Origin of the sequence: Pseudomonas sp. ML2-2023-6, assembly GCF_037055265.1 — a bacterium.
GTDB classification, from domain to species: domain Bacteria; phylum Pseudomonadota; class Gammaproteobacteria; order Pseudomonadales; family Pseudomonadaceae; genus Aquipseudomonas; species Aquipseudomonas kulmbachensis.
The window spans coordinates 5,269,877-5,289,909 of record NZ_CP146347.1 but is presented as its reverse complement, the minus strand read 5'-3'; the positions used below and the strand labels follow the sequence as shown (position 1 = coordinate 5,289,909).

Here is a 20,033-nt window from a genome sequence, read left to right as displayed (position 1 = left end):
CGGGCCGTCTTTTATAGCGAGAAGTTTTTACAGAATGATGTATCTGAATACCACCTGAACCTCTGTATTGTGTCGGCCATTGTAGGATTTTTCGCTTTCTTCCGGCGCCTTCAGGCTTTCTCGATGCGCCCCCTTATCAAAGTGGTTCAGCTCAAACATGGATACATTACGCGCACGTCTCGCTGGTCTGATTGAATTTGTAAAACAGACGGCACTCATGCAAAAGCGGCCCGCGTTGACCGTCAGCCAGCACAACGCATTCAGCGCCAGCGAAGAAAAGCTGCGCGCATTGCCAGGTGTCGGCCTGGATGTACTGGAAGGCGACGATGATGAAATCTGGCTGCGGCTTGAGCGTTTGCACGAGACCCGTCCGCCCGCGCCATTGAGCCCGCTGCTGGCGCTGTGGATCGAGCTTAAAGGCGCCCCGCAAACCGAGCCGGCGCTAAAACTGCGGGTAGCGCGTGAAGCGCTGATCAACAGCGGCGTACTGTCCGAGGCCGAGCTTGCGCGCCTGACCCTGGCGGGGATCAATGTCAGCGAAGACGCCCCGGTCGATGAGTGGGTGAATCTGGAAGACTGCCTGGATGCAGGCGAGATCAAGGCCCAGTTCAAGTCCTACAGCCAGACTGCCTGGCGCCTGTGGGCGGTACAGGAAAAGCAGCGGCGCAAAAGTATCGAGCTGTATGCCGAGCTGTTTCTGCTGGTGCAGCAGATGCAGGGCAATCTGGGGGATGCGCAGCTGGAACTGGTCTGGGGGCTAGGGGTTTCGACGTGGGAACATCCCGTGGTCGGTGTCATCCATTACCCGTTGATTAGCCAGTTGGTCGAGATCGCCATCAACCCGGACACCATGGCGCTGGAAGTACGTCCGCGTGCCGCTGAGCCGCGGTTGGAAGTGGATGCTTATGTCGCGGCAGATATTGCCGGTGTCGGGCCATTGGCGACGCTGGCCAAGGATTTTTTCAACAAGGACCAGAGCGGGATCAGCCCGTTCAATCCGGGCAGTCATGAGCCGGTGATTCGCTCGGCATCGTCATTGCTCGATGCCCAGGGGCAGTTTGTGCCGGTGACGGTTGCCGAAGGCGATCGCAGCGTGCCCAAGGCTGGTGAGCACCTGTGCGTGACAGATACCTGGTGCCTGTTTGCCCGTGTTCGCGACAGCAACATGTTTATTGAAGACCTGGCCCGTTTTGAAGGCGAGATAGAGGCAATCGGCGATTTTCCGCCAGCCTTGCAGGCGATCTTGACCGAGCCTTCCAGCGTGTTGGAAGACGTAGTTCTGCCACCGTTTCGCGGTTTGTCCTACGTCAGTGGCTCCCAAGGCGGTGATGCGCCAGCGGCTAAAGTCCACGAACTGTATTTCCCCAAGCCCTACAACGACGAGCAGGTGCAAATCATCCAACTGCTGGAAGTGCACGATGGCGTGGTGGTGCAGGGCCCGCCCGGCACCGGCAAGACCCACACCATTGCCAACGTCATCAGCCATTACCTGGCCAATGGCAAGCGGGTGCTGGTGACGTCGATGAAAGACCCGGCGCTGGCTGTGTTGCAGGAAAAACTCCCGGAAGACATCCGCCCGCTGGCGATCAGCCTGCTGAGTAGCGAAGCGGACGGCATGAAGCAGTTCGAATTTGCCATTCAAAAGATTTCATCTGAGGTCCAGCGCATTGATCGGGCGCTGTACAAGCGCGAAATCGGCCAGATCGACGACGAAATCAATACGCTCCACGGTCAGATGGCCAGCGCCGACCGTGAAATCACGCAGTGGGCCGAGCGTAACCTGTCGGACCTGGAAATCGACGGTGAACGCCTCAGCCCCACCCATGCCGCATTGCAGGTCGCCGCGGCGCAAGATGAAATCAACGGCTTTGCCGATCAGATCGGTATTGGCGAGGAGCACCGCCCACGCTTCACCCTGCAAGACATTATTGCCTTGCGCGAGGCACGGCTTGAGCTCAAGGACTCGCTGTCTTATCTGGGCCTGAAAGTCCCGCAACTGGACGACTTCCCGGATGCGCAGACGCTGATTCAGGTCCATCAGGATCTGGCTCAGGAAAGCCAGTTGCAGCACAAGGAAAGCACCGGCGAGGTACCGCGGTTGCTCGACGCCAGCGCGCAGACCCTTGAGCAGGCGCAGACGCTGGTCGAGCACCTGGGGCAATTGCAGGCACTGCGTACGCAGCTCAAAAGCGCGGAGCACAGCTGGGTGCCGGCCATGCAGGCCTATTTGATGCGTAACCCCAATGCCGATGTGCTGGCGCTTTTCGACAGCCTCAAGGGCGAAATCGAAGAGGCACTGGCCGGTCGCAAGGCGTTTGTCGCCCGGCCGGTGAGTTTGGCCTTCGAGCTGCAGGCACAGCCCGAGGTGGTCGCCGCCATCGATAACCTGGCCCAGGGGCGGCGCCCGTTCGGCTTGTCCGGCCTGATCGGCAAGGGCAGCCAGAAGCAGTTGCTGGACAACATTGTGGTGCTGGGCAGCAAGCCGCAAAGTGATCAGGACTGGGCCCACGTGCAGGCGTTTGTGCGCTTTCAGCAACTGGGCCGCACCCTGTTGTTGCGCTGGAATGCACTGGCCGCCGAGATGCCGTTGCCGACCCTTGAAACCGACGCCGAGCAACTGCTGGCGGCGGCCAGGGCGATTGAACAATACGGCGATATCATCCGCGCCGAACAGGGCGAAGTCCGCGCTCAAACCGAACTCAAACACCTGCTCCCGGACTGGGCTGAAGTCGCTCAGTTGCGCAGTGACGAGGCGGTGATGGGCAAGGGTGAGGGCATTTTGCGCCATTACCTGATACGCCACCGATTGGCGGCCACCTGGGCGCTCAAGGAAGCCTTCAACAAGGCGTTGGCCGGTTGTGGCGGCGCGGTGAGCGAACGCCTGCAAGGGTTTCTGGATTTGAGTCTGGGCCAGCCGCAGGTGACCACCGCCGAGGTTCAGGCGCAGTGGTCCGAGCTGATGGACGAGTTGCGCCGGGTGTTGGCGCTGACGAGTGCGCTGGCCACGGTGCAGCGGGTGACAGAGGTGATCGCGCAGAGTGGCGGCTTACTCTGGGCTGCACGTTTACGCGACGAGCCGAGCACCGGCCCGGTGGATGGCCTGCTGGCGGACAACTGTCTGGACGTGTGGCGTCTGAGCCGTCTGGCACGCTACCTGGACAGCATCGACGGGCGTGAAGATCTCAAGCGTTTGTTCACATTGCGCGGTGAGCTGGAACTGAGTCTGTCGCGCCTTTATCAGGATGCGGTGGTCAAGCGAACCTGGCTGCGCCTTTCGGAAAACGCCACGCCAAGTGTCAGGGCGGCCCTTGAGCTGTATCGCACCGCGATCCGCAAGATCGGCAAGGGCACCGGCGTGCGTGCCGGGCGTTATCGACAGGATGCGCGACTGGCCGCCGATGTGGCGATTTCGGCGATCCCGTGCTGGATCATGCCGCATTACCGTATCTGCGAGAGCCTGCCGGCCCAGTACGGGGCCTTTGACCTGGTGATCATCGACGAAGCGTCACAGTCCGATCTGAGCGCCTTGCCTGCCTTGCTGCGCGCGAAAAAAGTGCTGGTGGTGGGCGATGACAAACAGGTTTCGCCGGACGGTATCGGCATGGAAGAAGAGCGCGTACAGAACATGATGGCGCGCTATCTGGGTAATCAGGTGGGGCTGTATCGGCCATTGATGTCTCCTGAGCGCTCGCTGTATGACCTGTTCAAAGTAGTGTTTGCCAAGAGCGGCACCATGTTGCGCGAGCATTTCCGCTGTGTGGCGCCGATCATCGAGTACTCCAAACGCGAGTTCTATAACCACGAACTCAAGCCGCTGCGCCTGCCGATGATGACCGAGCGCCTGGACCCGCCGCTGGTGGATCTGCTGGTGATGGACGGGGAGAAAAAGGGCAAGTTCAACCTCGGCGAAGCCAATGTGATTGTCGAGGAAATCCGTCGCCTGATCGCCCTGCCGCAGATTGCCGGGCGCAGCATCGGTGTGGTTTCGCTGCTGGGGGCGGAGCAGGCGCAAAAAGTCATGCAAATGCTGACTAAAGAGCTGGGCGAAGAGGTGATCACCCAATTCCAGATCAGCTGTGGTGATGCGCGCACGTTCCAGGGCAAGGAGCGGGACATCATGTTCCTGTCGATGGTCGCCAGCCCCGGTGATTGTTTTGCCAACAGCCGCGACTCGATAGCCCAGCGCTTCAACGTGGCCGCATCCCGGGCGCGGGATCGCATGTACCTGGTGCGCAGCGTCGAACTGACCGACCTCAGTGCGGTCGATGGTTTGCGCCGTGGCTTGATCGAGCACTTTGAAACGCCCTTTACTCAGGATGCAGCGCAGGTCAGCGATTTGCGCGAGTTATGCGAGTCGGGCTTTGAACGCGACATGTACGATGAACTGACCCGGCGCGGCTATCGGGTGATCCCGCAGGTCGGTGTAGGGGCCTATCGCATCGATATGGTGGTTGAAGGTGACAACGACAGTCGCTTGGCAATCGAGTGTGACGGCGACCGTTTCCACGGGCCGGACCGCTGGGACAGCGACATGCGCCGCCAACGTATTCTGGAACGTGCCGGTTGGCGCTTCTGGCGCTGCTTTGCCTCGGCGTTCACTCTCAATCGACAGCAGATCATTGATGATTTGTTGGCGACTTTGAAGGCAATGAACATTGAACCTGCCAGTGGCGAAGGTGCGGCACCGAGCATTCATGTCGAGCGGCGCCAGGTATATGGCTTTCGACGCGCCGGTGCCGTGGATGAGGAGGGCCGTGTGCGGCCCTATGACAACCGTCCGGCCAAGGACCCGTTTTTGTTCTGGGTCCCTGACGACACGTTTGCCGTGAGCGATGTTGAGGAAGGTCAGTCTTCAGAACTCGAACTGATACTGCGCTGACACGCTGCGCTCGCGCGCGCGTTCACCGCGCTGATCACTCAGGTTCATGCTCAAGGCGCTGCTGTGGGTGAGCCGTGCAACAGCGCCAAGGTTCAGTTGCAGCGCCGTGCTGTTCAGCGGCGCTCCTGCGACGCGCATGCTGCTTGCGCCTTGCCAGGCGACATCGGTGGTTGGGCTCAGGTCGCCGCTGGCGCGGGTATAGGCCGCGCTGCCGTTGAGGCTGAGCCAGGAAGGCCCGGCTGAGGTTTTGTGCAAATCGACCTTGAAGCGCACGCCGCCGGTGGTCAGGTTAACCGCGCTGCTGGCAGCGCGTCCGCTCAGGGCACTCTTGGCGCCGCGTTCGCTGAACCCGTCAGTCTGGCTGCGCACGCTGGCCAGTTGCACAAAGGGTTGCCAGTCCCACGCGCCCTGACTCAAACGATAGTTGCCTTCAACAAATACCTGTTGGGTCCGGCTGCGGTAGTTGGCGGAAAGGTTTTCATCGATCCCGGCAATATTGATGTGGCGCTTGGTTTGTATCCTGTTGTGGCCATAGGCGAGCCCGCCGTAAAGCCCGAAGGTATCCCAGGCGTGCCCCGCATGCAGGCCGAATTGGTAACCGTCGAGGGTGGCCCGGTCGCCACCTGCGGTTTTTACGCGGGTTTGACCGCTGGAAAGCAGCAGCCCGGCGCTAGTGCCCTGTGCGAAGTCATGGTCAGCACCGACCAGTATGCCGCTGAGTTTGTGACTGGCAGACGCAGCATTGCCGTCACCGTTCAGGCGCCCGCCTTGCAGAAGCGACTGCACCCAGACGCCCTGACGGGAGGGGCTGTCGAGGACCTCACGCGCACGAACCAGCGCGGCGTTACGCAGCACCTGAGTGTTTTCGAGCAGTATTGATTGGGTGCTGGCGTGCAGTTCGCCGCTGAGCTGGCCCAGTGCGTGTCTCGCCTCGTCAGGGAACAGCGAGGTCAGGCGCTGGGCCAGCGGCTCGGACATGGCCAGGTTGTCGGCAGCGCTGGCCGTGGCGCGCTGGTTGGCGGTGCTGGCGGCCGAGAGCAGCGGCAACCCACGGGCGACATCAACCCCGATGGAGTGTGTGTCCTGGGTCTGGGTGAAGCTTAAAAATGGCGAGAACGCCCGGTGATCAAACGAGGTGAAATGGCCCTTGATTCCCGCATCGGCCTGCAACACGCGGTAGTGCTTACCAAGCGCAAATACACCGGGATTGCGGGCCAAACGCAGCGTGCTCGCTTCCAGTTCGGCCAGGCCTGTGACCTGCAGCGCCGGTACAGCGCCAAGTTGCCCCGCAGTGGCGATCAAAGCCGAACCTGCGCCCTGTAGATAATTACCGTTGACCGTCAATGGCCGGTGTTCGCTGCCGGGGGCAATGGTGCCCAGTACTTGGGTGTCAGCCAGTGTGCCGTCGCCACTGAGCCAACCGCCTGCACCTACTCGGGTAATGGCGCCGGTTTGTTGGCCGTTGATATGAGCGATGCCGCCGTTCACATTGAGCTCAGTGCCCTGCAAGGTGCCGTTAAGGCGTAGCAATCCGCCTGCAACGTTGATGTCGCTGGCCAAGCGGTTATTGCCATCGAGTTCGAGGATGCCGCCGCTGAGGGTCACACCGGCAAAACTGTTGTTGCCACTGAGCCGCAGCCAGCCATCACCGGTCTTGCCCAAGCGCCCAGGGCCACTTATGTCGTTACGCCAGTCATCCCAGGCGCCGCCTTGCCAGATCACGGCGCCACCGGCGCGGCGGTCCATTGCCACGGTGGTATCGACACGCAGCTGGCCTGGCCCGTCGATGGCTTTTTTCAGGTCGATCAGGCCCCAGCCGTACACGTCATCCACGCCGGGTGCACCCAGGTCTTGGGTCGTGGTCAGCAGTACATCGCGTACTTGCGGGTTGCTCAGATACGGGAAACGTTCCATCAAAAGCGCCAGCGCACCGGTTACATGGGGGGCGGCCATTGACGTGCCGGTATAGGTTGCATAGCCAAAGCGGGGACGGTCGGCGATGACATCAACGCCGTTGACTTCGCCATCCTCGGCATAGCGTTTTTTAACGTCGATCTCACCATCGACGACGGAGGAGGTGATTACGGTTCCCGGAGCGGCCACGCACCAATTCATGCTGTAGCCGCAGCGAAACGAATCCGAGTTCAGCAGCAGATTTTTATTCACATTGACCACGCTCAACCAGTACGGCTCAAGCTCTGGCATGGCGCGGGGCAAGGAGGCCAGCGTATCCGCGAAAGGGGACAGTTCGGGGGTAGGGTTGTTCTCGGAATTGCCGGCCGCCCACACCTGTAGTAAACCGCTGTCTTGGGACATTTTGGCAAACACATCGATCAGGCCCGAGCGATGCTTTTGCAGGGCTGCATCCAGTTGTTCAACGGTGGACAAGTCCTCGGGGATACCCCAGCTGTGATTGATGGCTCGCACGTTCTGTGCACGCAGTTGCTCATACGCCGGCAGATAGGCCTCGAGGGCAGGCATGACGGTCTTGTCTTGCCCCTGTGATTCGGGAGCATCGTTATAGACGTTACCGAACAAGCGTATCGAGCTCAGATTGGCCGCATAGGCCACGCCGTGCATGCCTTTGCCATCACGGTTGGCGAGCATCGTTCCCGCTACGTGAGTGCCATGGGGTTCGTATGCTGCGCCCAGCATGGCTTTGTACTCATCAAGCTCGTCTCTGGACAGTTCGCGGTTGGCGATCAATTGTTCCAGTCGGGCCAAGGTTTCTGGCGGTAAGTCGTTGTACTCGATGTTCGCGCGATCACCCTCGGAGAAGAAGCAGCCCCGATTGCCCTTTGTAGGCAGCATTTCTTTCTCGCATCCGAAGTCCGCGATGCGCACAGGGCGATTATCTTTTGCAGCGAATTCACTGTGACGTAAATCAACACCGGTATCGCCAAGGCTCAGGCGTACACCGTTGCCACTCAGCCCGCGGGCATAGGCCACATCCGCGCCAATTGCGGCCAACCCCCAATCCAGTTTGAACTCCGCGCTGTGCCAGCTGGCGGCGTCGTGCAAGCGTCCCTGTTCGCTATACGCCAATGCTTGAGTGGGGATCGTCCACATACCTGCAAGCAGGCTCAGGGTCAGGGGGGGATACGCGTAATGAGGGATGGAAAGTGCAGGAAGCGAGCTGCCTGTCGCGTTTTTTTGAGTTGAGCATGCTTGAAAGTTCTTTGTCTGAAATGAGCTGTGAAGCGTGGGCAATTACCCACAGGCTGCGAATCAGACGTGGCGGGGTTATGTGCGAGAGGGCTCCGCTTAGGATGTAGGCAAATGCAATTTGTTGAGCAGCGTCTGTAGTGAACCCGCAGCAGGTGATCGTACAACCGGCTTAAGCTATGATGCGCCTATACGGGGGCGGGACAACACAGTGTCCAGATCCGCCAAGGCGATGGTTCAGCTGCTTTAATGATCAAAGTCCCCGATCCTTTTGATTTCGAGAAAAATGTTCACCATGGAAAACCAGAACGACGTACCCCGCCTCCCTCGCAAGCGCCGCAGCCTGGCGCAAGAGTTGGTGACGGTGCTGTCCGAGCAGATCCGCGACGGCATGCTCAAGCGTGGCGACAAGCTGCCTACCGAGTCAGCGATCATGGAGGCCCACGGCGTTAGCCGCACGGTGGTGCGCGAAGCGATTTCCCGGTTGCAGGCGGCAGGGCAGGTCGAGACCCGGCACGGCATCGGTACTTTTGTGCTGGACACGCCGAGCCCAAGCGGTTTTCGGATCGATCCGGCAACCGTCATTACTTTGCGCGATGTACTGGCGATTCTGGAACTGCGTATCAGCCTTGAAGTGGAGTCTGCCGGGTTGGCCGCTCAACGCCGCAGTGCCGAGCAATTGGCTGCAATGCGGGCGGCGCTGGATGCCCTGAACGAAAACACGGCCCGTAACGGTGATGCCGTGGCTTCGGATTTTCAGTTCCATTTGCAAATCGCGCTGTCGACTGGCAACCGTTACTTCACAGACATCATGACCCACCTGGGCACCAGCATCATTCCGCGTACCCGGCTGAATTCGGCGCGCCTGGCCCATGATGACCAGCAGCAATACATGAACCGACTGAACCGCGAGCACGAAGAAATCTACCAGGCCATTGCCCGCCAGGATTCCGAGGCGGCTCGTGCGGCCATGCGCCTGCACCTGACTAACAGCCGCGAACGCCTGCGCCATGCCCATGAAGAAGCCGAGGCGCAGCGCGGGTAGGGCACTGACGGACCGGTGTTGATTCTCTGTTCCAGGTCAAGCCCCCCAGTGGGAGCGAGCCTGCTCGCGAATGTTCTTCGCGAGCAGGCTCGCTCCCACGCTTGAAGTATCGCAGCCTTCGTTCCTCGTCAGCGGCTACAGTTTTGTACGGTTCTCAGACAACCTATCTCTATTCTAAAATTAAATTCTTATCTGGCTTAACACCATAAAGCCCGTCCTAGACGGTTTTTATGGTTTTTGCTGAGTGGAATTTGTCCCCTGGCAAGCACCGATTGAAGAAATGAGATTGACGTTACTTTTTTAAGTTGTACGATGACGTACGACGCAAAGAGGCATTAACTTACTTTTCATCACAACGTGCTCCCAGGGTGTTCGAATAATGAATCCACAAGAACTGAAGTCCATCCTCTCTTCCGGTCTGTTGTCCTTCCCGATAACCGACTTCAATGCTCAAGGTGATTTCCACCGTGAGGGCTACATCAAGCGGCTGGAATGGCTGGCCCCGTACGGCGCCTCGGCCCTGTTCGCCGCTGGCGGCACTGGTGAGTTCTTCTCCCTGGCGGCCAGCGAATATTCGCAAGTGATTAAAACCGCGGTCGATACCTGCGTTAACAGCGTGCCGATCCTCGCCGGTGTCGGCGGTTCGACTCGCCAGGCCATCGAATACGCTCAAGAAGCCGAGCGTCTGGGTGCCAAAGGTTTGCTGCTGCTGCCTCACTACCTGACCGAAGCCAGCCAGGACGGCGTTGCCGCCCACGTTGAGGCCGTGTGCAAGTCGGTGAAAATTGGCGTGATCGTCTACAACCGCAACGTCTGCCGTTTGACCGCACCACTGCTGGAACGTCTGGCCGAGCGCTGTCCGAACCTGATTGGTTACAAGGATGGCCTGGGTGACATCGAGTTGATGGTGTCGATCCGTCGCCGCCTTGGTGATCGGTTCAGCTACCTGGGCGGCTTGCCGACCGCAGAAGTCTACGCCGCCGCCTACAAGGCGCTGGGCGTGCCGGTTTATTCTTCGGCAGTGTTCAACTTCATCCCGAAAACGGCGATGGATTTTTACCAGGCCGTGGCCCGCGAAGATCACGCCACCGTGGGCAAGATCATTGATGACTTCTTCCTGCCGTACCTGGACATCCGCAACCGCAAAGCCGGTTACGCGGTAAGTATCGTCAAGGCCGGGGCGACCATTTCCGGTCACAGCGCAGGCCCGGTACGCACTCCGTTGACCGATCTGTTGCCAGAAGAATACGAAGCACTGGCCGCTTTGATCGACAAGCAAGGCCCGCAGTAAGTAAGCACCAAGGCCGCTGAGAAATCAGCGGCCTTTTGCGTAAGGGAATATGCTCGGCGGCTGTAAAAATTCTCCCAAGGAATCACACACAGCGTCACCCGTAAGTCCGCCACACCTAAAAATATTCACCCGCGCATAAAAATAATCAGTGGGAGTAGTACGACATGCAAGCGACCCAGCCTACGCGCGTCCGCTATTTGATTTTGCTCATGCTTTTTCTGGTGACCACGATCAACTATGCCGACCGTGCCACCATCGCCATCGCAGGCTCCAGCCTGCAAAAAGACCTCGGCATCGACGCTGTTACCTTGGGTTATATCTTCTCTGCATTTGGCTGGGCCTATGTGGCCGGACAAATCCCCGGTGGCTGGCTGCTCGACCGTTTCGGTTCGAAAAAAGTTTACGCCCTGAGTATCTTTACCTGGTCATTGTTCACCGTGTTGCAAGGCTTTGTCGGCGACTTCGGCATGTCTACAGCCGTGGTTGCGCTGTTTATGCTGCGCTTTCTGGTGGGTCTGGCCGAGGCTCCGTCCTTTCCCGGTAATGCCCGCATCGTAGCCGCCTGGTTTCCGACGGCAGAGCGTGGCACTGCATCGGCCATTTTCAACTCGGCGCAGTACTTCGCCACGGTACTGTTCGCGCCATTGATGGGCTGGATCGTCTATTCCTACGGCTGGGAACATGTGTTCATTGTTATGGGCCTGTTCGGCGTGGTGTTTTCGGGCATCTGGCTAAAAGTTATCTACAGCCCTCGCGAACACCCGAGCATTAACGAAGCCGAGTTCAAGTACATCGCTGAAAACGGCGGCATGGTCGACATGGACCAGAAAGGTAAAAAGGCTGATGGCCCTAAGTGGGATTACATACGCCAACTGTTGACCAATCGCATGATGCTCGGCGTTTATTTGGGCCAGTACTGCATCAACGGCATTACCTACTTTTTCCTGACCTGGTTTCCGGTGTACCTGGTGCAGGAACGCGGCATGACCATCCTCAAGGCCGGTTTTATCGCTTCGTTGCCCGCCATCTGCGGGTTTATCGGCGGGGTGCTGGGCGGGGTGATTTCCGATTACCTGCTGCGTAAAGGCCATTCCCTGACGTTCGCGCGCAAGGCGCCGATCATCGTTGGCCTGCTGGTATCGAGCAGTATCGTGGCGTGCAACTATGTGGATGTTGAATGGATGGTGGTTGGCTTTATGGCCCTGGCATTCTTCGGTAAAGGGGTGGGTGCACTGGGCTGGGCCGTTGTGTCCGACACGTCGCCCAAGCAGATCGCCGGGCTGAGCGGTGGCCTGTTCAATACCTTCGGCAACATCGCTTCGATCACTACCCCCATCGTCATCGGGTACATCATCAGCTCCACCGGTTCGTTCAAGTGGGCGCTGGTGTTTGTCGGCTGCAATGCACTGGTAGCGGTATTCAGCTATCTGGTGATCGTAGGACCGATCAAGCGAGTGGTACTCAAAGAGCCACCCACCAGCGGTCCTGAAACCGTTGAACTTTCACCTGCCCATCTTTGAGGAGCGGTGCCATGACGTTGATTGAACATTCCGATTCGCCGCGCTCGATCCGCTTGCACCCGCTGGATAACGTTGCGGTGGTGGTTAACGATCAAGGTGTGCCGGCCGGTACTGTCTTTGCGGACGGTCTGGTGACCCTGGACTTCGTGCCGCAGAGCCATAAAGTCACCCTGGAGGATATTGCTGAGGGGGGCGAAGTGATTCGCTACGGCCAGACCATCGGGTATGCCTTGCAAGCCATTCCACGGGGCAGTTGGGTCAACGAAGACCAACTGCGCATGCCCACCGCCCCGCCGCTGGACAGCCTGCCGCTGGCCACCGAAGTTCCGCCAGCGCAGGCGCCGCTTGAGGGTTATACCTTCGAGGGTTACCGCAACGCCGACGGCACCGTGGGTACGCGCAACATCCTGGGCATCACCACCACGGTGCAGTGCGTGACCGGGGTGCTGGACCATGCGGTCAAACGGATCAAGGATGAACTGCTGCCCCGTTACCCGCATGTTGATGATGTGGTGGCACTGACTCACAGCTACGGCTGCGGCGTGGCGATCAGCGCCACCGATGCTTACATCCCGATCCGCACCGTGCGCAATCTGGCGCGCAACCCGAACCTGGGGGGCGAGGCACTGGTGGTTGGTTTGGGCTGCGAAAAATTGCAGGCCGGGCAAGTGATGCACGAGAACGACAGCTCGGTGGATCTGAGCGAACCGTGGATGTACCGCTTGCAGGACTCCAGCCACGGCTTTACCGAGATGATCGAGCAGATCATGGCACTGGCTGAAATTCGCCTGAAGAAGCTCGATCAGCGCCGCCGCGAAACCGTGCCTGCGTCCGAGCTGATCCTGGGCATGCAATGCGGCGGCAGTGATGCGTTTTCCGGGATCACCGCCAACCCGGCCTTGGGTTACGCTTCGGACTTGCTGCTGCGCGCGGGAGCAACGGTGATGTTTTCCGAAGTGACTGAAGTGCGCGATGCGATTTACTTGCTGACCTCCCGTGCCGAGAGCGAAGCCGTTGCTCAAGAACTGGTGCGCGAAATGGACTGGTACGACCGCTATCTGGCCAAAGGCGAAGCGGACCGTAGCGCCAACACCACGCCGGGGAACAAGAAGGGCGGGTTGTCGAATATCGTCGAGAAATCCCTGGGTTCCATCGTCAAATCCGGCAGCAGCGCGATCAATGGCGTGCTTGGCCCTGGTGAACGCTTCAAGCGCAAAGGCCTGATTTTTTGTGCGACGCCCGCCAGTGACTTCGTCTGCGGCACTTTGCAACTGGCCGCCGGGATGAACCTGCACGTGTTCACCACTGGGCGCGGTACGCCGTATGGCTTGGCGATGGCCCCAGTGGTGAAAGTCTCGACCCGTACCGAACTGGCCCAGCGCTGGCCGGACCTGATCGATATCGATGCCGGGCGCATCGCCACCGGGCGGGCGACCATCGAAGACCTGGGCTGGGAACTGTTCCACTACTACCTGGATGTGGCCAGCGGCAAAAAACACACCTGGGCCGAGCAGCACAAACTGCACAACGACATCACCCTGTTCAACCCGGCGCCGATTACCTGATCGGCCATATTGTGAGAGCGAGCCGGCTCGCGAAGGTCTCAAGAGCGTCGCGCTATTGGTAACGACTTTCGCGAGCCGGCTCGCTCCCACGTTGGCTCTGCTCTTCCAGGTTCTGCTGCGCATGGGCCGCCACCCGGCCAATCACCAAAATCGCCGGGCTTTTCAGTTGGAAGGCTTCGGCATCGTGTTCCATCGCGCTCAGTTGGCTGCGGCATTCGCGCTGGTGGGGCAGGGAGGCATTTTCGATCATGGCCACCGGCATATCCGCCGCCATGCCCCCGGCCAGCAATTGCTCGCGGATCTCACTCAGCTTCGCCACACCCATATACACCACCAACGTGGTGCCGCTTTGCGCCAGTGCCGGCCAATTTACCTGGCTGTCATCCTGAGTGTGCGCCGTCACCAGCGTCACGCCCCGGGCGACGCCGCGCAGGGTCAGCGGGATAGCGCATTGCGTCGCCCCGGCCAGCCCGGCAGTAATGCCATTGACCAGTTCCACCTCAACCCCGTGCTCGCGTAACCACTGCGCTTCTTCACCGCCCCGGCCGAAGATGCACGGGTCGCCGCCCTTGAGCCGCACCACGCATTTGCCGTGACGGGCATAACGCAGCATCAGGCGATGAATAAACGCCTGCGGAGTCGAGCGACAGCCGCCGCGCTTGCCCACCGAAATTACCCGGGCAGCGGGGCAATGCTCCAGCACTGCGTCATTGACCAGATCGTCGATCATCACCACATCCGCTTCGCGCAGGGCGCGCACGGCCTTGAGCGTCAGCAGTTCCGGGTCACCCGGGCCAGCACCCACCAGCCAGACTTTTGCACTCATAGTGTTTTCCTCACGCGATAACGGCGATCGGCTGCGCTTGGGCAGCCAGCAAACGCTTGATTTCCGGGACGCAGGAACCGCATTGCGTCCCGCAGCCCAATGTATTTTTCAGCCCCTGCAAGTCCAGTCCCTGGCTGATACCGGTGCAGACCGCGCTTTGGCTGACGTTCTTGCAGTTGCATACAATTTTGTTGCCACCGGCCGGGGTGTCGACGTTGCCCGGCGGCACACTCAGCGGCGCCAGTAACCAGCGCCGCAGTTGTTCATCGGCCCGGCCTTCCAGCCACAGGCTTTGCAGCCAGTGCTGGGCGAGGGTTTCGCCAGCCAAGCGAATGGCGGTAATGCGCCCGCTTTCGATACGCACCCGCTTGCCAATGGAGCGGCGCGGGTCGTCGTAAGCCAGCACCGGCCCCTGGTTAAGGCCCAGGCATTGGTCGATATCACGCAGCAACTGCGGGTCCGGTGCGCTGGCGCTGGCCGCACGAATCAGCAGCGCAGGGCGCTCGCGGCCGGTCAGGCTGAAACTAACGTAAGAAAAGGCTTCGCAGAGTGGGCGCAGTGTCTCGAAGCTTTGTTGAACATCGCCCTCAATCAGGGCGAAGAGATGCCAGGGCAATTGCACCGGCTCTAGCCGTACGGCGCTGTGTTTGAGTTCCGGCTGTTTGGACAGCGGGTCGAACGCTGGCAGGGTGAGGGTATTGACCCCGCCCTTGAGGAAGCGGTCGCCCCAGTGCATCGGTAAAAACGCCTGCCCAGGGCGCACGCTGTCGTCGCTGCTGACCGGCAGGATCACCGCGCCGCGCCGACTCTTGAGGCTGATCAGATCTCCGGGCTGCAGGCGATGGCGGCGCAGTTCGTCCGGGTGCAGGCTCAATACCGCTTCGCTGACATGACCGAACAACTGCGAGGCGGTACCGGTGCGGCTCATGCCATGCCATTGGTCACGCAGGCGGCCGGTGATCAGGGTCAGCGGGAAGCGTGCATCACGTTGCTCCTTGGCTGCCCTATAAGGGTCGGCCACAAACTGCGCCCGGCCGCTGGCAGTTGGGAAAATCCGGTCCAGATACAGCCGCGCAGTGCCTTCACGGGCACCCACCGGGAACGGCCATTGCTGCGGGCCGATGGCATCGAGCACGGCATGGCTGATACCCGACAAGTCCAGATCACGGCCTTGGGTCAGGTGCTTATATTCGTCGAACACCTGCGCTGCGCTTTGAAACGCAAACAGGCTGCTGCGCGCCGGGCGCAGTTGCTTCTCCAGTCGTTGTGCAAAATCAACCGTAATCGCCCAGTCGGAGCGCGCCTCACCCGGTGCAGCGATGGCTTTGCGCACGTGGGAAATACGCCGTTCGGAATTGGTCACCGTTCCGTCCTTTTCCCCCCAACTGGCGGCGGGCAACAGCAGGTCGGCGAAGGCGGCTGTTTCGGTGGTATGAAACGCCTCTTGCAGCACCACAAACGGGCAGGCCCGCAACGCGGCCCGCACAGCTGTCTGATCCGGCATGGACTGTGCGGGGTTGGTGCAGGCGATCCACACTGCTTTGATCTTGCCGTTGGCCATCTGCTCAAACAGCTCGATAGCGCTCAGGCCGGTGTTCTGCGGCAGTTGCTCAACGCCCCAGTAGGCGGCGACCTCATCTCGATGCTCAGCATTGGCGGCGTCGCGATGGCCGGGCAACAAGTTGGATAGGCTGCCGGTTTCGCGCCCGCCCATGGCATTGGGCTGACCAGTCAGGGAGAACGGCCCGGCACCTGGACGGCCGATCTGCCCGGTGGCCAGATGCAGATTGATCAGCGCACTGTTTTTCGCGCTACCGGCAGTGGACTGGTTCAGGCCCATGCACCACAACGACAGAAAACTCGGCGACGTGCCGACCCATTCGGCGCATTGCTGCAGTTGCTCGAGGCTGATGCCGCACAACTGCGACACCATTTGCGGGGTGTAATCGCGCACCAGGTTTTTCAGTTCGGGCAGGCCCTGGGTATGGGCCTGGATAAAGTCGCGGTCGACCCAGTCTTCCCACAACAGCAAGTGCAATATCCCGTGAAACAATGCGACGTCGGTGCCGGGCAGAATCGCCAGATGCAGGTCGGCCAGATCGCAGGTATCGGTACGGCGCGGGTCGATCACGATGACTTTCATCTGCGGGCGCTGGGCTTTTGCCTCTTCCAACCGACGAAACAGCACCGGGTGGGCGTAGGCCATATTGCTGCCGACAATCATCACGCAGTCGCTCAGCTCCAGATCTTCATAGCTGCATGGTGGTGCATCGGCGCCCAGGCTGCGCTTGTAGCCGACCACGGCCGAAGACATGCACAGCCGCGAATTGCTGTCGATATTGTTGGTGCCCACCAGGGCCCGCGCCAGTTTGTTGAAGACGTAGTAGTCCTCGGTCAGCAACTGCCCGGAGATGTAAAACGCCACGCTGTCGGGTCCGTGTTCGGCGATGGTGGCGGCGAACACATTGGCGGCGTGATCGAGGGCGCTGTCCCAGTCGGTGCGGCCACGGGCCAGCTCCTTGCCCAGACGCAATTGTGGGTACAGCGCACGGGCGTTGAGGTCGCCGGTGAGGTGCAGCGTCGAGCCCTTGCTGCACAGTTTGCCGAAGTTGGCCGGGTGCGCCGGATCGCCGCTGACGCCGAGAATGCGCTCGCCGTCATGCTCGATCAGCACGCCGCAGCCGACCCCGCAGTAGCAGCAGGTGGAGGCGGTGATCTGGCGGTTCATCAGCCTGCGTCCCGCAGGGCCAGCTGCACCCGGCCATTTTCGACCCGCGCCAGGTGGTGATGGGCGCAGCCGATGTCCGGGGCCAGAGCTTCGCCGCTTTGCAGGTCGATCTGCCAGTTGTGCAGCGGGCACGACACGCGCTTACCGTAGATCAAGCCCTGGGACAGCGGGCCGCCCTTGTGCGGGCAGCGGTCATCGAGGGCGAACACTTCGTCGTCGCTGGTGCGAAAAATCGCGATGTCACCCTTTGGCCCACTAATGATCCGCGAGCCCAGGGCGTTGATTTCCTCAAGTGAGCAGATATCCAGCCAGTTCATGCCAGCACCTCCAGGTTTTTCAGGGGGATAACGTCGAACTCTTTTTTCAGCTGGGGCTGAGCCAGACGCTCCTTCCACGGGTCCTGCTCGAACGACAGGGAGAATTGCAGGCGGTCATTGAGCGCCTTGCGCCGCTGCGGGTCCTCAAGCACGGCCTTTTTGATGTGCTCCATACCGACCCGCTGCAGGTAATGCACGGTGCGTTCGAGGTAGAAGGCTTCTTCGCGATACAGCTGCAAAAAGGCGCCGTTGTACTCGCGCACCTCTTCAGCGGTTTTGACTTTGACGAAGAACTCGGCAACCTCGGTCTTGATCCCGCCGTTACCGCCGATATACATCTCCCAACCGGAGTCCACACCGATAATCCCTACGTCCTTGATACCTGCTTCCGAGCAGTTACGCGGGCAACCGGATACCGCCAGTTTCACCTTGTGTGGCGACCACATATTGAACAGGTCGTGCTCCAGCTCAATGCCCAGTTGCGTCGAATTTTGCGTACCGAAGCGACAGAATTCGCTGCCCACGCAGGTCTTCACCGTGCGGATTGATTTGCCGTAGGCGTGGCCGGAAGGCATGTCCAGATCCTTCCATACGCCGGGCAGGTCGTGTTTCTTGATCCCCAGCAAGTCGATGCGCTGCCCGCCGGTGACCTTGACCATCGGCACGTTGTACTTGTCGGCCACGTCGGCAATGCGCCGCAGCTCTGACGGGTTGGTGACACCGCCCCACATCCGCGGGACCACCGAATAGGTACCGTCTTTTTGAATGTTGGCGTGGGCGCGCTCGTTGATCAGGCGCGATTGCGGGTCATCTTTTGCTTCGCCCGGCCAGGTGGAAATCAGGTAGTAGTTGAGTGCCGGGCGGCAGGTGGCGCAGCCGTTGGGCGTGCGCCAGTTCAGGTAGCTCTGGGTGCCGGCGATGGTCAGCAAGTGTTGATCGCGGATGGCCTGGCGGATTTGCCCGTGGTTCAGGTCGCTGCAACCGCAGATGGCTTTTTCGCTCTTCGGTTTGACGTCTGCCGCGCCGCCCACGGTGTTGATCAGGATCTGTTCCACCAAGCCTGCGCAGGAGCCGCAGGAGCTGGCGGCCTTGGTGTGTTTTTTGACATCGTCGACGCTGAACAGCCCGTGCTCCTGGATCGCCTTGACGATGGTGCCCTTGCACACCCCATTGCAGCCGCAGACTTCGGCGGTGTCGGCCATGCTCATGGCCTTGTCTTGGCCCTGATGGCCTACGTCGCCGATGGCATTTTCACCAAACATCAAATGATCGCGGATCTCACCGATGGCGTGATTCTCACGGATCTGCCGGAAATACCATCCGCCGTCGGCAGTGTCGCCGTACAGGCAAGCACCGACCAAAATATCGTCCTTGATCACCAGTTTTTTGTAGACCCCGCCAATCGGGTCGCTGAGGGTGATGGTTTCGGTGCCTTCGCCGCCCATAAAGTCGCCAGCGGAGAACAGGTCGATGCCGGTGACCTTCAACTTGGTCGAAGTCACCGAACCTTGATAACGGGCAAAGCCCAGTTGCGCGAGATGGTTGGCGCAGACCTTGGCCTGCTCGAACAATGGTGCCACCAGGCCGTAAGCGATGCCGCGATGGCTGGCGCACTCACCGATGGCGTAAATACGCGGGTCGTAGGTTTGCAGGGTGTCGTTGACCAGAATCCCGCGATTGCACGGGATGCCTGCCTGCTCGGCGAGTTCGGTATTGGGGCGAATGCCCGCGGCCATCACCACCAGGTCGGCGGGGATGATGTCGCCGTTCTTGAACTCGACCGAGCCGACCCGGCCATTACCCGCGTCATGCAGGGCGTTGGTCTGTTCGCGCAGGCGAAAATGCAGGCCGCGTGCTTCAAGGGCGGTTTGCAGCAATTGGCCGCTGATCGGGTCCAACTGGCGATCAAGCAGCCATTCACCGATATGCACCACGGTCACATGCATACCGCGCAGCATCAGGCCGTTGGCCGCCTCCAGACCGAGCAGGCCGCCACCGATAACCACCGCGTGCTTATGGGTTTTGGCGGTGTCGATCATTGCCTGGGTGTCGGCAATGTCGCGATAGCCGATAACACCGTTCAGGGTGTTGCCCGCAATTGGCAATATAAATGGGGTTGAGCCGGTGGCGATCAGCAGACGGTCGTATTCGGCTTCAGTGCCGTCTTCGGCGATGACTCGGCGCTTGACCCGGTCGATCTTCACTACTTTGCGGTTGAGCAGCAGCTTGATGTTGTTGTCCAGATACCAGTCCAGATCGTTGAGCACGATCTCTTCGAACGTCTGTTCACCGGCCAGCACTGGCGAGAGCAGGATGCGGTTGTAGTTGGCATGGGGTTCGGCGCCGAAGACCGTGATGTCGTACAGCTCATTGCTCAGCTTGAGCAACTCTTCCAGGGTGCGAACCCCGGCCATGCCGTTGCCGATCATCACCAACTTTAGTTTTTTCATCAGGTTCTCCGGGAGCTGGGGCCTGCCTTATGTGGGGCATTGCGGCCTTGCTCGACAAATTGTGCGCAAACAAAAAAAGGCGTCCCGCCAGTTACCTGGCGAGGACACCTTTGTCCTTGTCCCGTTCTCTCGGGAAACCCGTTCTTCGTCGTTGAAGGCCGGGTTTTATGATTGATGATTCAGCTAATGCAGCGGTTGTGCCAAGTCGTCAAAAGCCCATGTTTAAAGGGGGGGAAGTTTTTAGGGG

At 60.1% G+C, this 20,033-nt stretch carries 10 protein-coding genes; 5 read left to right on the top strand and 5 right to left on the bottom strand.

Features of this window, described 5'->3' with window-relative positions:
* Positions 1 to 217 precede the first annotated feature (217 nt).
* On the top strand, positions 218 to 4,879 hold the full coding sequence (locus tag V6L79_RS24510) for an AAA domain-containing protein (protein ID WP_338579629.1): 4,662 nt from the start codon (positions 218 to 220) through the stop codon (positions 4,877 to 4,879).
* Here V6L79_RS24510 and V6L79_RS24505 read toward each other — a convergent pair.
* Positions 4,853 to 7,948, bottom strand: a complete 3,096-nt coding sequence (locus V6L79_RS24505) for a S8 family serine peptidase (RefSeq protein WP_338579628.1) — start codon at positions 7,946 to 7,948, stop codon at positions 4,853 to 4,855. The genes V6L79_RS24510 and V6L79_RS24505 overlap by 27 nt on opposite strands.
* A gap of 391 nt (positions 7,949 to 8,339) precedes the next feature.
* Here V6L79_RS24505 and V6L79_RS24500 point away from each other — a divergent pair, with 391 nt between their 5' ends.
* The 4 genes from V6L79_RS24500 to garD all read left to right on the top strand — a co-directional run bounded on the left by V6L79_RS24500 (position 8,340) and on the right by garD (position 13,465).
* Positions 8,340 to 9,089, top strand: coding sequence for a FadR/GntR family transcriptional regulator (locus tag V6L79_RS24500; protein WP_261739807.1), 750 nt, complete (start codon positions 8,340 to 8,342; stop codon positions 9,087 to 9,089).
* 379 nt (positions 9,090 to 9,468) lie between these two features.
* Positions 9,469 to 10,380 carry a 5-dehydro-4-deoxyglucarate dehydratase gene (kdgD, locus tag V6L79_RS24495; RefSeq protein WP_261739806.1) on the top strand — a complete coding sequence of 304 codons (912 nt, stop codon included), beginning with the start codon at positions 9,469 to 9,471 and terminating at the stop codon, positions 10,378 to 10,380.
* Between the two features lie 164 nt (positions 10,381 to 10,544).
* The gene (locus tag V6L79_RS24490; protein WP_261739805.1) at positions 10,545 to 11,900 is read left to right on the top strand and encodes an MFS transporter; all 1,356 of its coding nucleotides are present in this window, start codon (positions 10,545 to 10,547) and stop codon (positions 11,898 to 11,900) included.
* 11 nt (positions 11,901 to 11,911) lie between these two features.
* Entirely contained in the window at positions 11,912 to 13,465 is a 1,554-nt protein-coding gene (gene garD, locus V6L79_RS24485) for a galactarate dehydratase (RefSeq protein ID WP_321834656.1), read from the top strand.
* 52 nt (positions 13,466 to 13,517) lie between these two features.
* Here garD and cobA read toward each other — a convergent pair whose 3' ends face one another.
* From cobA to nirB, 4 genes are read right to left on the bottom strand one after another with little or no spacing between them, the layout of a single operon-like run.
* Positions 13,518 to 14,291 (bottom strand): uroporphyrinogen-III C-methyltransferase, encoded by a 774-nt coding sequence (gene cobA / locus V6L79_RS24480; protein WP_321834655.1) that lies wholly within the window; start codon positions 14,289 to 14,291, stop codon positions 13,518 to 13,520.
* A gap of 10 nt (positions 14,292 to 14,301) precedes the next feature.
* Positions 14,302 to 17,019 (bottom strand): molybdopterin-dependent oxidoreductase, encoded by a 2,718-nt coding sequence (locus V6L79_RS24475; RefSeq protein WP_338579627.1) that lies wholly within the window; start codon positions 17,017 to 17,019, stop codon positions 14,302 to 14,304.
* The gene (gene nirD / locus V6L79_RS24470) at positions 17,019 to 17,336 is read right to left on the bottom strand and encodes a nitrite reductase small subunit NirD (protein WP_338579626.1); all 318 of its coding nucleotides are present in this window, start codon (positions 17,334 to 17,336) and stop codon (positions 17,019 to 17,021) included. Before nirD ends, V6L79_RS24475 begins: the two co-directional genes overlap by 1 nt.
* Positions 17,333 to 19,786, bottom strand: a complete 2,454-nt coding sequence (gene nirB, locus V6L79_RS24465; protein ID WP_321834653.1) for a nitrite reductase large subunit NirB — start codon at positions 19,784 to 19,786, stop codon at positions 17,333 to 17,335. The genes nirD and nirB overlap by 4 nt, the downstream gene beginning before the upstream one ends.
* Positions 19,787 to 20,033 lie beyond the last annotated feature (247 nt).